The organism is Paenibacillus sp. R-74696 (assembly GCF_055814915.1).
Genome location: NZ_JBPULM010000046.1, coordinates 616,067 through 630,052 on the forward strand (window position 1 = coordinate 616,067; position 13,986 = coordinate 630,052).

Consider the following 13,986-nt stretch of genomic DNA (forward strand, 5'->3'; position numbering starts at 1 on the left):
CTTTTTCCCCCGAATCCTTACTTCAATGGCAAATAACAAATCCGTTTCTCGCTCGTCTTCCATGAATAAGGCCCAAGCCATTGCCGCGCGAGCTTCATCATGACAGGTGTCCCCCGGTTGACCGTAAAAATGCCGTAAGGAATGCCCGCTTCCAATTGAAGCCGAATCGACCTCGCCAGCATGTGGAAAGCTAAGCCTACCTGCTGATATTCAGGTGCAATGTAGACCGCATCGTACAAAATCGTATCCTCGGTCAGCCGATACGTCATCGACCAGCCCTTAATCCCCTGCTCCGACATTAGTCCAAGACTGTTGCCCGGCTCCAGAGGCGCAAAGGTTTTGAACGGCGACAGAAAATCCGGAAAAACAGCGGCGGCTGCTTCAATGGATTGTTTAAGCTCGTGTTCCTTCTTTTCCGCCCATAGAAACAGCTCCAAGCCGCTTGGCAAAGGACGTTCCCGCAGCCAGCTTGCGCGAGCAATATCGCTATTGATATGGAAAACAACCGCATCGCATAACGGCTGTGACCAGCCTTCTTTTTGCAGCCACGCTTCTATCATCTCCGTAGAGGACTTTCCGGAATAATAATAAACCTCAAGGCTTTGGGCTTGCTTCTCGAGGCATAAGCTCCGTACTTCTTCCATAATGGAGGAGGCGATCCCCTTCCTGCGCCAACGTTTGTCAACGAACAGGCATTGCAGCATCGCACACTGTGCTCCTGCCCCTTCTCGCAGTTCTAGCACAGCCAAGCCTACCGGAGCATCTCCCACTTCCGCCCCAATCAGCATAAAGCGGCTTTGCCCTTGGCCGCTCCTGATACTCTGCTCCAATTGCAAATAAAGCCACTGAAACATGAGCGGCTTGTATTTCAATCTGTCATCAGGCGCTAATCTCTTGATCTTGTACATGTGTTTCCTTTCTGGCTGACAGAAGTGAAGCCGTAGCGCAGTTAATGGATACATTAGCCGCCGTAATAATGGGATCGATAATCGGGTTGATCGCCAGCAATAAAATGATCGTTACTTCGGCCGGAAGCTTCAGCATCCCTGCTATAATGGCAATCATGCCAATCGATACGACGCCCGGAGAACCGGCACCTGCGATAGAAGTCAATACAGCCCCCACCAGCACCAGCATCCACTGCATGATCGTAAAATCGTATTCATACAATTGAGCGGTAAATGCAATGCCCAGCGTATAGATGAGCACCATGCTATAACGGCACATAATCATGCCTATCGGTACAACCAGTTGAATCGCGTGCGACTGCAAATGGAGCTCTTTGCTTAAAGCGTGCATACAGGATGGAACGGTAGCAATGCTGTTTCTCGTGCCAAATGCTAAAATGAGCGACTCCTTTAAAGCGCCGATGACCACCCTGACAGGCTGGCGCAATTGCAGGGACAGTACGGCGACGGAAACGATAATTAGTACGATGCTAACGAGATAAAACATCATAATCAGCTTCAGCATGGCAGGCAAAATGTCCAAGTTCAAAGTAGCAAACTGTCCGGCCATCATGCAGAATAAAGCAAACGGCAGCGCGTACATCGACCAGGAAATCGCCTTCTGAAAAGCACGGAACAAAACGTCTGCAAGCTGCAGCACATCTTCCCCTTGTCTCGTTCGCATCATGCCAACGGCTACGCCGACGATGACGGAGAAAAATAAAATTTGCAGCGTATTATTTTCCATTAGGGCTGTAAAAATATTGGACGGGATCATGTCGAGCAAAAACAACAAAATGCCTTGCGATTTCTCCTCTTCCACTGGCGCTCCGTTGGAACTGGAGTCATTGACAATCGCACCCAGCACCTGCTTCGATTGCTCAGGCAAGCCTGCCCCCGGATGGCCCACCTCTCCAAAAATCAGCCCGAACATGCCGGAAATGATGAGTGCAGCGGCATAGACGAGGCACATGCGTCCGATTGTTTTCATGGCGCCGCTATTAATGAATAAGCTGCCGATACTGGAAATAATGGCGGTCATCATAATCGGAATGACACACATTTTCAGAAAGGATAAATAAAGATCACCGAAATCCGCTACCGAATGAGCGATACCTGGCGCATACAGACCAATAGCTATGCCTGACAACATACACAGCATAATCATCCAGAAAGACTTGATCCATTTGAATGACAAAACAGATACAACCGACACACAAGCACCCTCTTGTTAGGCATTGCGATAAAGCAGCTTCTGCTGAAAACCGTGAAAAATCGCGGATAGATAGCTGTCCCTCTCATCGCTTCTTTATAAATTTGGAGCGATATCGCACCTGAACGGCGGATATCACTCCAATGCAAGCTCTATTTAAGTATGAAGGAAATTAAGTATTTCTGATTTGGTCAGCTGTTGCATTACCGATGTTTTCGCCAACGCGGATAGCTGTGTTAGCTGCGTTTTCAGCAATCGAGCCTACGCCATTGAAGAAATCATTAGCGCCTTGCTTGCTGCCGCCAGCAACGGATTCCAGTTCTGTTTCTGTCAGCTCATCAGCCGCGCCGCGTACTTCTGGCAATACGATTGTCGCGTGGTAGCCAGTTGCATCAACGATGTTGATTTTAAATTCTTGCGGTACTTCATGACCTGTCGCTGCTTTAATCGCTGCGTAGATGTCGCTTACTGCAAGCGCGCGGAACTCTGCATCCGAAGCCGCTTTCGTGATTACTGCGTTTACCGTATCCGTAACTTGCTGTTCATTCCAACTCATGATTTAATTCCTCCAAATAATGTAGTGTTGTTTCTTACAGGTATTAGAATAACAGCCCAGCTTCAATCTGCTCTCAACTCTCGTTCAATTTTAGTTCAAATGTTGCAGCCCTTATTTTGTGATGATGCCGCCATTCACAGGTAGGGATGTAATTGGGCCAACTGGTTGCGTGTCGTTATAAAAGGATGGTTCAATGAATGGCGTAACACCCTCTGGGAACCCTGTTTTGCTGCCGCCGGCAACAGCTTCAAGCTCCGTTTCTGTCAGTTCGTCTGCCGCTCTTCGCACTTCTGGCAATACGATTGTGCTGTGGTAGCCTGTTGCGTCAACGATATTGATTTTAAATTGCTGCGGTACCTCATGCCCGGTGGCTGCTTTGATGGCTGCATAAATATCGCTTATTGCAAGTGCGCGAAACTCCGCATCCGAATTCGCTTTTGCCATGACGGCATGCACCGTTTCATTAAACTGCTCCTGCGTCCAACTCATGTTTCAATTCCTCCCCAATTCTCCGTTTTTACTTACACCTTTTAGAATAAAAGCCCAGCTTCAAGCTGCCTTCAACTTTCAGTCAATTTTAGTTCAATTGTTACGCCAATTGGCGGCTGGCAAGCTCCGCGAACAGACCATGCTGCTGCAGCAGCTCCTCATAAGTGCCGGATTGAATAATTCGCCCCTTATCAAACACATAAATGTGATCAGCCTGCGTAATCGTACTTAAACGGTGGGCAATGACGATTCTCGTCACCTGTAATTTGGTCAAGCTTTGGCTGACGATGCTTTGCGTCCGGTTATCCAGAGCGCTTGTAGCCTCGTCAAAAAAGAGAATTTTCGGCCGCTTGGCAATCGCTCTCGCAATCATTAGGCGCTGGCGCTGTCCGCCGGAAAGTGTGCCGCCGCCTTCGGATATCACCGTATGCATCGCCATCGGCATGCTGCGGATATCCTCATCAAAGCCTGCCATCTCCGCTGCCTCCCAAGCATCCTGAAGCGTCAAATCGGAGGTGCCAATAATATTGGTGAAAATATCGCCAGACATCAGCTTGCTGTTTTGCAAAACGACGCCAAACTGGCTCCTCAGCAGCCCCACATCAAGCGAGCGCAAATCCTGCCCATCAAAATAAACCGAGCCGCTCTGAGGCTGCTCAAAACCAAGCAATAGCCGCATAAGCGTGGACTTGCCACAGCCAGAAGCGCCGACGAAGGCGACATACTGCCCTGCTTTAATGTTCATCGACAGATCATTCAGCACGAGCGGCTGATCCTCAGCGTAGCGAAACTGGATATGCCGAATTTCAATCGCCCCGCTCACTTCGCCCGGATCTTCAAGCTGGTCATGCATTTCAGGCAGCGTCTTTAAAATCGGTTTCGCCCGCTCATAAAGCGGCACGATATGCACGACCGACAGCAGCGCGGAAGCCATCGCCAGCATCGCCATTAGAAAGCTGGAGAAGGCGGAGAAGAAAGCGATAAATTGTCCCGCTGACAGCGCGGAATTGCTGGAAACGACCAAGTAAAACAGCACCATGGAAGCGACCAAGGGAAAAAAGGATTGAAACACGCTGGAGTAGTTATCCAGCATTCTGACCTTGAAGGACAATTTCTTCTGCTCGGCAAACGCTCTTGCCCATAAGAAGAATGCGCGATTTTCCGCCGCCGCCATGCGAAATTTGCTAATGCCGTTCAGCAGTTGGAGCACCGTACCGGAAATACGCCCCTGAATATCCAGCAGCCTGCGCTGGTAACGAATTTGCAGCAGGCCAATGCCGACTGTAAATGACATGGAAATGAGCACAAGGCCTCCGGCCACTAAAGCAAGACTTGGACTGTAACGGAACAGCAAAGCATATTGAAAAATGGAAAATACGCCTGTCAGCAGCGAGCCTAGAACCGCTCCTGATAAAAGCTGCCTAATCGTATTAATGCTGCTCGCTCTCGAGGCCAAATCGCCCGCCGTATAGCTGCGGAAAAAGGACACCGGCAAGTTCAGCAGCCGATCCCATATCGCCGCCTGAACGGAGCTTTCTACCCGGCCCTCCATTCGCATGGAGGCGAGCGATCCCGCTAGGCGGAACAAGGCAATCGACACGACGGCGGAGACGAGAATCAGCGCCATCTGGACGAGCGGCCCACGATACGATTCAGGAATAATCGTATCTACCAAAATACCGGTAGCAACCGGCAGCATAATGCCGAGCAAGCCCGCTACCGCTCCCATGAGCAGAACCATAATTAGATCCCGCCGAATCGAATGATGCGTGCCAAACTGCAAAATATCCTTTACGCCAAGCGCTCGAGCGGGAAAGGTCCGATAAAACATATGAGCCATCGGCTCGATGCCCGCCGCCATTTCGGCATTTACGATGCCTTTTTCGCCGCTAAGCGGATTTTCCCATGTGTAGGAGCCCGCAGAAGCCGGTATCAGGGCAACAGGCTCGCGGGATAGCTCCATGAATGCGACCAGCGGCCCATTGTCCGCCTTCCACCATTCCCCTTTGAGTACAACCTTGCGGGAGCGGACGCCAGAAGCTTCGGCAATTTCCTGAATAGGCGAACGCTGCGAATGCTTTTTAAGCTTTCTGCCTACAGGCTTAATGACGATGCTGGCATATTCGCCGACGACACGGCAGGCCATAAATAGCGGATCCGTTGAATGAAAAGCAGCAGCTCGTTGATCTTCTGGCCCTGTAACGGCAAGCAATCGCTTGAGCGCATGATCCATTAGCGAATCGTCATGCTCCGTCCGCCGGAGCAGGCGTTCATGCTCCTGCAGCCGCTCCTTGGTCAATAAGGCAGCCAAGCGGCTGGCGATTAATTGATGAAATGCATATAAACCTTGCAGCTGCTGATCATTTTGCAGCCAATGGAGCGTGCTGCGCAATTCGAGCTCGGCAGCCTGCTTCGTTTCCAGCCAACTGGAGGAGGTTACCGGTATGTAATAGGGCTCCTCCGCTGTAATCGGATGCTCGGATACCCAGTAGACGACGCCGTCACGTATTTTCACCCAGACCGTTTGCAGAGACCGCCAGGTTTGACCTTCTGCCAGCTCAAGATGCTCGCTTTGCTCCAGCAGCTCAAACTCCGGCGGGGCATTTCGCACACTCAGCGCCGCAGACCAGCAGCCTACCCATTGATCAATCAGAGGGGCAAGCTTCTCGTCGCTCAGCCCGTATTCCTCCCTGCGGCTAATAAATACATCCCGGTTCAATTGGGATACCTTCGTGCCGACGGATGCCGTCAGCAGCAAGCCTGCTCTCTCCACTCCTGCATAATCCTCAAAGCCGAATAGGAGAGCCCCTTCCTCCAAACTGAATAAATAGCGCCGCTTGTTTTTTGTCCCGCCATTGTCAAGCTCAAGGGTCACGGCGAAAACATCCACATAACCGGAATCGACATACCATACATCATTTTGATTGGTTACTAGAATCGGCCTGTTGCCTTCCACCTCATGACAAGTTCCGTAACCTTCAAAAAATGAATGCAGGTTGAATTGTACCGCTTCAGCCACTTTTCCACCTCCTTTTCGCACCATGTCTACTGATTTTGAATGAGACGGGTATAATAGCCATTTCGTTCCATGAGAGAAGTATGCGTGCCCCGTTCAATGATTTTCCCACGCTCCAGCACAACGATTTCATCCGCATCCCGAATGGTGCTGAGTCGGTGGGCCACCGTAATACAGGTCAAGCCTCGGCGTCTTAGACTATCATCTACCTTTTTCTCCGTTGCCGGGTCCAACGCGCTTGTCGCCTCATCCAAAATAACGATCGATGGATTGCCAGCCAGCGCCCGTGCAATTTCCAGACGCTGGCGCTGGCCCCCACTGAAATTGCCGCCATTTTCCGAAATCATATGCTCATAGCCGCCGCTGCGCTCCGCAATATGATCATGGATCACCGCATCCTTTGCGGCCCTGACAACATCGGTCTCTGGTATCGTAGAATCCCAAAATGTAATATTTTCTTTGATCGTTCCTTCCAGCAGCACAATATCCTGATCGACAACGGCAAGCGAATTGCCCATCCGATTGCGGGAAATTTCATCGCGCTTTAAGCCGTCGAAGCGGATATCACCATCCCATGGCTCGTAAATGCCAGCAATCAGCTTCGCAATCGTCGATTTTCCACTGCCGGAGCCTCCGACGAGAGCGACCTTCATGCCCGGCTGAATCGATAAATTAAAACGGTCAATCAGCGGGCCTTCCAGCTTGCTGTAGCCGTACGTCAAATTGTTAATTTCAATTTGTCCCGAAAGCTTCGCCGTGCCCTCTGATTCGGATGCCTGCTCTGGGTTTTGCTGCATTTGTCTATCAATCGGATATTGCAGCACATCGTCCAGCCGCTTCATGCTTCCTCCCGCTTCCTGAATAGAGCCGGCCAGTGCAACCATCTCGTTGACCGGCTGGCTGAAGCTTGCGGCAAGACTTTGGAAGGCGACCAGCGAGCCGATGGTCAGCGCCCCATCCATAACCTGAAAGCCGCCGAGAAATAAAATTGCAACGGCGCTCAAACTCGTCAGCAAAGCGGGAACGGCCATTAGAAACTGGTTCGATACGCCGAATTGCTGGGTGGAATTAAGCAGCTTCGCCTGATAGCCCGACCATTTGACGAAAAAATCCGCCTCGGAGCTGTTCGATTTCAACGTCTCAATTACTTGAAGCCCATTCATGGATACGCCCTGCATCTTGCCAGCTTCCTGCAGCAGACGCAAATTTTGATCGTTGCGTTTGCGCGTAATAAACCGCATGAATACAAGATTGAGCAGCGAGGCGCCAACCGCGATGCCCGTCAGTGCTAAGCTGTATTGCAGCATCAGCAGCAAATAAAACACGATCATGACGCAGTTGAGCGCCGCTACAGCAAGCTGCCCGGAAAGCAGCTGGGCGACACGGTCATTAATGGCGACCCTTGCGGCAATATCTCCGCTAAACCGCTGGGAGAAAAACTCTATCGGCAGCCGCAGCACATGCCAGAAAAAACGGCTGGATGAGCTTAGAGCAAGCTTCATTTCCAGCCTGAGCAAGTAATAACGCTGCAGCCACGTCAGAAACGCCCGAAGCAAAGCGGTCAGCCCCATTCCGATAAGCAGCGGAAACAGCCAATTATCCAAGTGGCCCAACAGCACCTGATCGATAAATACTTTACTGAACACCGGAATAACCAATCCCGGCAGCACGAGAAACAACCCAGCCAGAATGGCGAAGATGAGCGCTTTTTCCGACCCTTTAATGCGACTGGACAGCGAGCTAAGCACACTTGGCGCTTTCCCTTGACGGACATACGTAGGGGATGGCTTAATTGCAATGGCAACGCCGGTAAAGGATTGGTCAAACTCCTCGAATGTGATTTCACGGGGACCCGTGACCGGATCATTCAAAAAAACACGATCGTTATGGATGCCCTCCAGCACAAGGAAATGATTGAAATTCCAATGGATGATCAGCGGCCATTCCATCGTTTTTAGATCTTCCGGATTTTTGCGATAACCTTTCGCTTCCATGCCGTATTTGCGCGCTGCTTTGAGCACATTGCTGGCCTTGCTTCCATCCCGGGAGACGCCGCAGGCAATCCGCAGCTCCTCAAGCGGAATGAAGCTTTTATAATAGCCGAGCACGATAGCAAGTGATGCCGCTCCGCATTCTACGGCCTCCATTTGCAATACGGTTGGCGTCTTTACTCTTTTTGAGGCCACGAATCCGCTCTCCTCCGATCAGCTTGGTGAAAAAAGGCTACGCTGCATGAAAAGATTGGGCTTCCGATCGCCATTAGCCTTGAATTTCTATGAATATACCCGTGTCTGGGGAAATTCAAGGCTAAAAGCGAACACTTGCGTTTCTCCAGCCCAACCCCTTCATTCCGCTGCGCCTTTTTCACCACGCTTTTTTTTATTTAAAATATGGAATGACGGTTGCGATCGGGCGCTGTGAGCTGACGGTGATGGAACCATCGACCATCATGCCACTGTTCAGCCGAACGGGCGGACCTTGCTCTGTCGTCCAGCTGTAGCCGCTTGCCATCTCGGAGTTAGGGGAGAGATTGACGCGAATTTCCAGCGATACGCCCTGTGATGCCATTTGCTGTACAAGACCTTCATTGCCGAGCGTAGACATCATGCCCTGCACCGTTACTGGAAACTCGGATACCGAGACGACCTGACCAACCAGCGAGCCAAACTCTTCGCGGTTAATGGAGCCTGGCGAAACGCGTACCTCCATGCCCGGAAGCAGCTGCCTGCCTTGACTGACCGGCACATATAGCACAGCAATCAATTCATCCGTCTGCACGCCATACGTTTCCAGCCGAATAATATCGTAGCCATCCCCAATGTAATTGCCGGTTTTCACCAAAACCTCTTTCACTTTGCCCGTGTACGGGCTTATCACTCTTGTGCTGTATTCATAGCCGAGCTGCTGCTGCTCGAGCTGCTGCTTCAAGCTTTTAAGCTCCGCTACGCGGCCCGCCCTGTCTTCAGCCGCCGCTCCTTCAAGGTTCGCTATGGCGAGCTTAGTCTGCTTGATCTGCTCCAGCAGCTCAGGCTGCTCCATCCGGCCAATGACCTCACCCTGCGTCACCGTATCATTTTCGACAACGCGAATATCGGATATCGCTCCTGCTGCGGAGGCATGAACCGTCTTCAGTCCGCCTGGGCGAATGAGTACACCCGGTCCATCCGCTTTGACGGTCATCGTGCCGAAGATCCCCCAATACAAGGCGGCGACAATGAGCAAGCCTACACCCGTGAGCATAAGCCAGCCGCGAGGCGAGGTTACCCTAACCAAATTGTCGAGCTGCTCCGGAGAAGACAGCCGCTCAACCGCCACTTTACGAAAAACATGATTATTCATCGCTACCTCCCAAGTGTTGAAGCCTAAAGTTGCCACATCCCTTACAACGGATTCGGAATAAGCACCTCATCCAGACGCTTGAAGGTTCCTGCCTCCAGCTTTTTCATGACAATGCTCATTCCCTGGACGTCGCCCTGAGCATCGAAAGAATGCTGGCCCGTAACCCCTTCCCATTTCTTCAGCTCGGACAATGCGGAAGCTATTGCTTGCGGGCTGCGGGAGCCTGCTTTCTCGATGCCGTCAGCGAGCAGCCTCAGCGAATCGTAAGCCTGCGCAGCCCATTTGCCCGGCTCCTTCCCATATTTGTCGATATACTGCTGCCGGAAGCTTTGATTAACCTCGGAAGCTCCAAGCTCATGGTAAACCGAAGCGACTATCGTTCCTTCTACCGCTTCGCCCGCTTGAGCAAATTCCGCTGAATCCAGAGCATCTCCGCCAATAACGGGAATCGTCATGCCAGCGGCGCGAATGGCTTTTACGAAGGCGATTCCTTCGCTTGCCCTCGTGGCTACCATGATAAGATCGCTATCTAGCGTTTTCCATTTATCAACAATACGCATAATATCAGCCGTATCCTTATAGCCTGATAGACGATCAATGACGCGAAGTCCCGACTGGGATGCCTGATCCTCAAACGCATTCGCCAGTCCTCTTCCGTACTCGTCATCCGTATAATAAATCGCTATATTCCGGTGCTTCGTTCCTCCTGCATACATGGCAAGCGCCTGTCCAAGCTGATTATCATTAGGAATATTGCGGAAAATATAAGAGCTGTTCACATCAGTCAGCTTCGGTGATGTCGATGCCGGCGTCAGCAGCACAATGCCCGCATGCGCATAAATGCGTGATGCCGGTACCGTGACGGAAGAACCACGATGGCCGATGACTGCACTGACAGCAGGATTATCAGCAAATTGCTGCGCAATCGCCATGCCTTTGGTCGTGGAGGCTTCATCATCCATTTCCATCAGCTGGATTTTCTTCCCGCCCAGAACGCCTTTTTGATTGATTTGCTCAAGCGCCAATTGAAGACCTTCATGGAATTGATCGTTCTGCTGCTCAAATGGCCATACCGCTCCAATGACCACCTCGCCAGATGAGCTGCTAAGCGCCCGTTCCCGAGCCTGCTCGGGCCCCGAGGCCGAAGCGCAACCGCTTATCGTCAGCGCGATTCCGAGCAGTGCGATTTTCCATAACAGCCCTTTCTGGCGTATTCCCCCAATAACATTCACTAGGCTATCTCCCTTCAGAACTAAACCTTACTAAACCTTTATACCTATCAAGTCCTACTGCCCCTACATTATAAAATAGCCCAAAATGTTAAACCATCAATTCAAAGTCAAGATAACCTCAATTTCATTTAAAATCTGATTTATCCAATCGACTTATTTTGGCGAACATGCGATACTTAAGGCAGAGCGTTTTTGAGACTTTCGGCACGGTATTCCGCTGCTAGACAAGGGAAATCTACTCGCTCTCTTACAGCAAGCTATACAAGAGGAGAATGGCTATCCTATGTCTTCTAAAAATACGATTTTAATAGTGGATGATGACCAAGAAATCAATGAACTGCTGACCATGTCTCTGAAAAGGGAAGGGTTTCATACGCTGTCGGCCTACAATGGCGTCGATGCGCTTAAAGCGGCGCAGGAGCATGCTCCTGATCTGGTGCTGCTGGATGTGCTGCTGCCGGGCATGGACGGTTTTCAAATTTGCAGCGAAATTCGCAAAACGAGCAATGTGCCGATTTTGTTCGTCAGCTGCAAGGACGAGGATATTGATAAAGTGCTGGGGCTTGGCCTTGGAGGGGATGACTTCATTTCGAAGCCGTTTAGCCCGATTGAGCTAATCGCCAGAGTGAAGGCGCATATCCGAAGAAGCAATTTGCTGCATAAACACGAAGAGGTAACCGATAAAACGTTAAAATTTGATCAATTGCTTATTGATCCCGCCACCCACCTTGTGCTTGTGGACAACAAACCCGTTTCCCTATCAGCCAAGGAATTCAAGCTGCTGTTTCATCTCGCTAAAAATCCAAACCGGGTATACAAAAACGAGCAGCTTTTTTCGCTGCTCTGGGATGATGTCCATATGGGAGATACCCATACGGTCATGGTACATATTTATAATTTACGAAAAAAACTGGAGAAGAATCCGGCAAAGCCGCATTATATCCGCACGATTCGCGGCGTCGGCTATAAATTTAATGACAAGCCTGCCGAATTCATAGACTAAACGGGGCTGCCGGACATGATCGCTGAGCCGCTTACGGAACGCGAACTGGAGGTGCTCGCCCTGCTTGCCGCAGGCTTATCCAATAAAGAGATTGCCGATCATCTCATCATCGCCCTGAGCACAGTAAAGGTACATGTGAAAAATATTTTCGCCAAGCTCAAGGTCAACCGGCGTACAAAAGCAGTCGCTCAGGCGAAGGAGATGAAGCTGCTCAGTTAATGCTGCTTATCCAAGCTAATATAAGCAAACTAATCGATTCACTATATGGAGGTCTTCATGAACGTTATCCAGACTTGCTGAGGATCTCGGTCTGTTGCTCGATGCGCTGGGCCCTGGTCCCTTCATTCTCGTGGGCCACAGCTGGGGCGGCCTTATTGTTCGCACCGCAGCTGCGGCAAACCCATCACGCATACGCGGGGTTGTTTTGGTTGACCAGTCGGATGAAAATTGTGCGATGTATTTTGACAAATCTGCGGCTAAACGGTTTGCGATGAGCCGGGTGCTTTTTCCGCTATTGGCGCGGCTCGGTCTATATCGTCTGCTTGGCAGCCGCCCCGGCAGCGTCCAGCCTGCCGATGTAGCAGCGGATCATCGCAAGGAGGACTTTACGATTGCGGCTGCGAGCACGCTGGTTGCTGAGCTGACGCCATTTTTGGACGATTTGGCCAGACTTCGAACCAAGCCCTTAGCGCTTGGAGATTTGGAGGTTTGCGTCATTTCGGGAACGAAGCCGATACGATCGGAACAAAAAATAAGGACAGCTATTATAGCTGCCCATCGCGAAACCGCAGCTTCCTTGCCGGGCGGCAGATTTGTCGAAGCGCCTCAGTCTGGTCATCTGGTCATGTTCACCGATCCCGCAATCATCGTGGAGGAAGTGCTGAGGATGAAGCTATAAGGATTTGGCTTGGCTTTAAATTAATGCAGCAAAAGCCCCGCTCCAGTGGACAACTTCCACATGAAGCAGGGCTTTTCGCGCTAAAGCTATTCTATTTTTCTAAAGGGTCTCTCATCAACAGGATCTCGTTATTGTCCGAGAAAGCTTTGCAGGAAAAATTCCAGCTGATATTCCAAGCTCAGCGGATCGTTGAAATAAAAGCTTTTCGCATCCACCTCATAAACACGGTTGTTGACCACAGCAGGGACGCTTTTGTATACAGCCGTATCCTGGAACGAATTGTCTTCATCCGCATCTTTGCTGAAAATGACATAGTCGCCCATAAAGTCATTCAACACCTCTGTCGACACGGCGAAATAACCGTCCGTTTTCGTACCTTCCTTCACCTTCTCCGGCATGCCGAGCTTCAGATCACCATAGAGTAGCTCCGTGCCGCGTCCAAAGTTGTAGCCATACACATACAGCTGCTTATTGAACGTTTCGATAACCGATACCGTCGTATCGTCGCCGATTTTCGCTCTAATCTGCTCGCCGGCTTTTTTCGTTCTTGCCGAGAAATCATCGACCCATGCATGCGCTTCCTTTTCTTTGTTCAACAGCTTCCCAACTTCCAGCTGCTGTGTTAAGAAATCGACCTTGTTGTACGTATAAGTGACCGTAGGTGCAATTTGCTTGAACTTATCAATGTTCTTAATATCCGAAAGTCCGATAATCAAATCAGGCTGCAGCTCAAGAATTTTTTCTACGCTTGCTTCGGATACCGCTTCGACGTCCTTGAGCTGTTCTTGAAACCGCGGGTTGGCCTTAGACATTTCATCCGCACCAACCAAAGGCACGCCCAGAGCCATCACATTGCCCGTCAAAAATCTCGTCAGCACGACGACGCGCTGCGGATTTGTCGGCACCTCAACTGGACCGTTTTCGGATTGATACGTAAAGGTGGCGGACTCCGCCTCTGCAGAAGGGGCAGCTGACGCACTGCTATTACTCGTATTGGTGCTGTTGCTGCTGGCATTTCCGGCAGCCCCGGCATTGCCCGCTTGATTTCCGCCGCAGGCGCTAAGTGCAACCGCCATAAGAAGCATGAGCGGTATAAAAAGCTTTTTCATAAGATGACTCTCTCCCTTTTTAAAATATAGGAATGTATATGATTTTCTATCCTTTCTCTATATTTCTCGGACTGAAACGCGCCGCTCCGCCTGAGGAGGCGACGACCGTTTCACCTTATGATTATGAAAATCATTCGCATTCGCTTTCATCATTATAGAGGTCACCTATGCACCAAGCCATGCC

11 protein-coding genes and 1 pseudogene are annotated in these 13,986 nt (G+C 50.6%); 3 read left to right on the plus strand and 9 right to left on the minus strand.

Annotated elements, in window-relative coordinates; translation table 11 throughout:
- Positions 1-17: 17 nt before the first annotated feature.
- The 8 genes from ACSR9A_RS27245 to ACSR9A_RS27280 all read right to left on the minus strand — a co-directional run bounded on the left by ACSR9A_RS27245 (position 18) and on the right by ACSR9A_RS27280 (position 10,792).
- The gene (locus tag ACSR9A_RS27245) at positions 18-908 is read right to left on the minus strand and encodes a GNAT family N-acetyltransferase (protein ID WP_473761192.1); all 891 of its coding nucleotides are present in this window, start codon (positions 906-908) and stop codon (positions 18-20) included.
- On the minus strand, positions 880-2,163 hold the full coding sequence (locus ACSR9A_RS27250) for a dicarboxylate/amino acid:cation symporter (protein ID WP_473761194.1): 1,284 nt from the start codon (positions 2,161-2,163) through the stop codon (positions 880-882). The genes ACSR9A_RS27245 and ACSR9A_RS27250 overlap by 29 nt, the downstream gene beginning before the upstream one ends.
- 169 nt (positions 2,164-2,332) lie before the next feature.
- On the minus strand, positions 2,333-2,716 hold the full coding sequence (locus ACSR9A_RS27255; protein ID WP_473761195.1) for a hypothetical protein: 384 nt from the start codon (positions 2,714-2,716) through the stop codon (positions 2,333-2,335).
- 111 nt (positions 2,717-2,827) lie between these two features.
- Positions 2,828-3,205: a hypothetical protein gene (locus ACSR9A_RS27260; RefSeq protein ID WP_473761196.1), complete on the minus strand. Its 378-nt coding sequence runs from the start codon at positions 3,203-3,205 to the stop codon at positions 2,828-2,830.
- Positions 3,206-3,305: 100 nt separating this feature from the next.
- Entirely contained in the window at positions 3,306-6,224 is a 2,919-nt protein-coding gene (locus tag ACSR9A_RS27265; RefSeq protein ID WP_473761197.1) for an NHLP bacteriocin export ABC transporter permease/ATPase subunit, read from the minus strand.
- A 26-nt stretch (positions 6,225-6,250) separates the two neighbouring features.
- Entirely contained in the window at positions 6,251-8,407 is a 2,157-nt protein-coding gene (locus ACSR9A_RS27270) for an NHLP family bacteriocin export ABC transporter peptidase/permease/ATPase subunit (RefSeq protein WP_473761199.1), read from the minus strand.
- 193 nt (positions 8,408-8,600) lie between these two features.
- Positions 8,601-9,560 (minus strand): NHLP bacteriocin system secretion protein, encoded by a 960-nt coding sequence (locus ACSR9A_RS27275; RefSeq protein WP_473761201.1) that lies wholly within the window; start codon positions 9,558-9,560, stop codon positions 8,601-8,603.
- Positions 9,561-9,601: 41 nt separating this feature from the next.
- Positions 9,602-10,792, minus strand: a complete 1,191-nt coding sequence (locus ACSR9A_RS27280; RefSeq protein WP_473761203.1) for an ABC transporter substrate-binding protein — start codon at positions 10,790-10,792, stop codon at positions 9,602-9,604.
- 283 nt (positions 10,793-11,075) lie between these two features.
- Here ACSR9A_RS27280 and ACSR9A_RS27285 point away from each other — a divergent pair, with 283 nt between their 5' ends.
- From ACSR9A_RS27285 to ACSR9A_RS27295, 3 genes and pseudogenes are all read left to right on the plus strand, one after another.
- Positions 11,076-11,795, plus strand: a complete 720-nt coding sequence (locus ACSR9A_RS27285; protein WP_341279239.1) for a response regulator transcription factor — start codon at positions 11,076-11,078, stop codon at positions 11,793-11,795.
- 15 nt (positions 11,796-11,810) lie between these two features.
- Complete coding sequence (locus ACSR9A_RS27290) at positions 11,811-12,014, plus strand: response regulator transcription factor (RefSeq protein WP_341279240.1); 204 nt, start codon at positions 11,811-11,813, stop codon at positions 12,012-12,014.
- 82 nt (positions 12,015-12,096) lie between these two features.
- Positions 12,097-12,693, plus strand: a pseudogene (locus ACSR9A_RS27295) (alpha/beta fold hydrolase); the annotation flags it as partial.
- A 128-nt stretch (positions 12,694-12,821) separates the two neighbouring features.
- Here the strand turns inward: ACSR9A_RS27295 and ACSR9A_RS27300 are convergent.
- The gene (locus tag ACSR9A_RS27300) at positions 12,822-13,802 is read right to left on the minus strand and encodes an iron-hydroxamate ABC transporter substrate-binding protein (RefSeq protein ID WP_341279241.1); all 981 of its coding nucleotides are present in this window, start codon (positions 13,800-13,802) and stop codon (positions 12,822-12,824) included.
- Between the last annotated feature and the right edge of the window lie 184 nt (positions 13,803-13,986).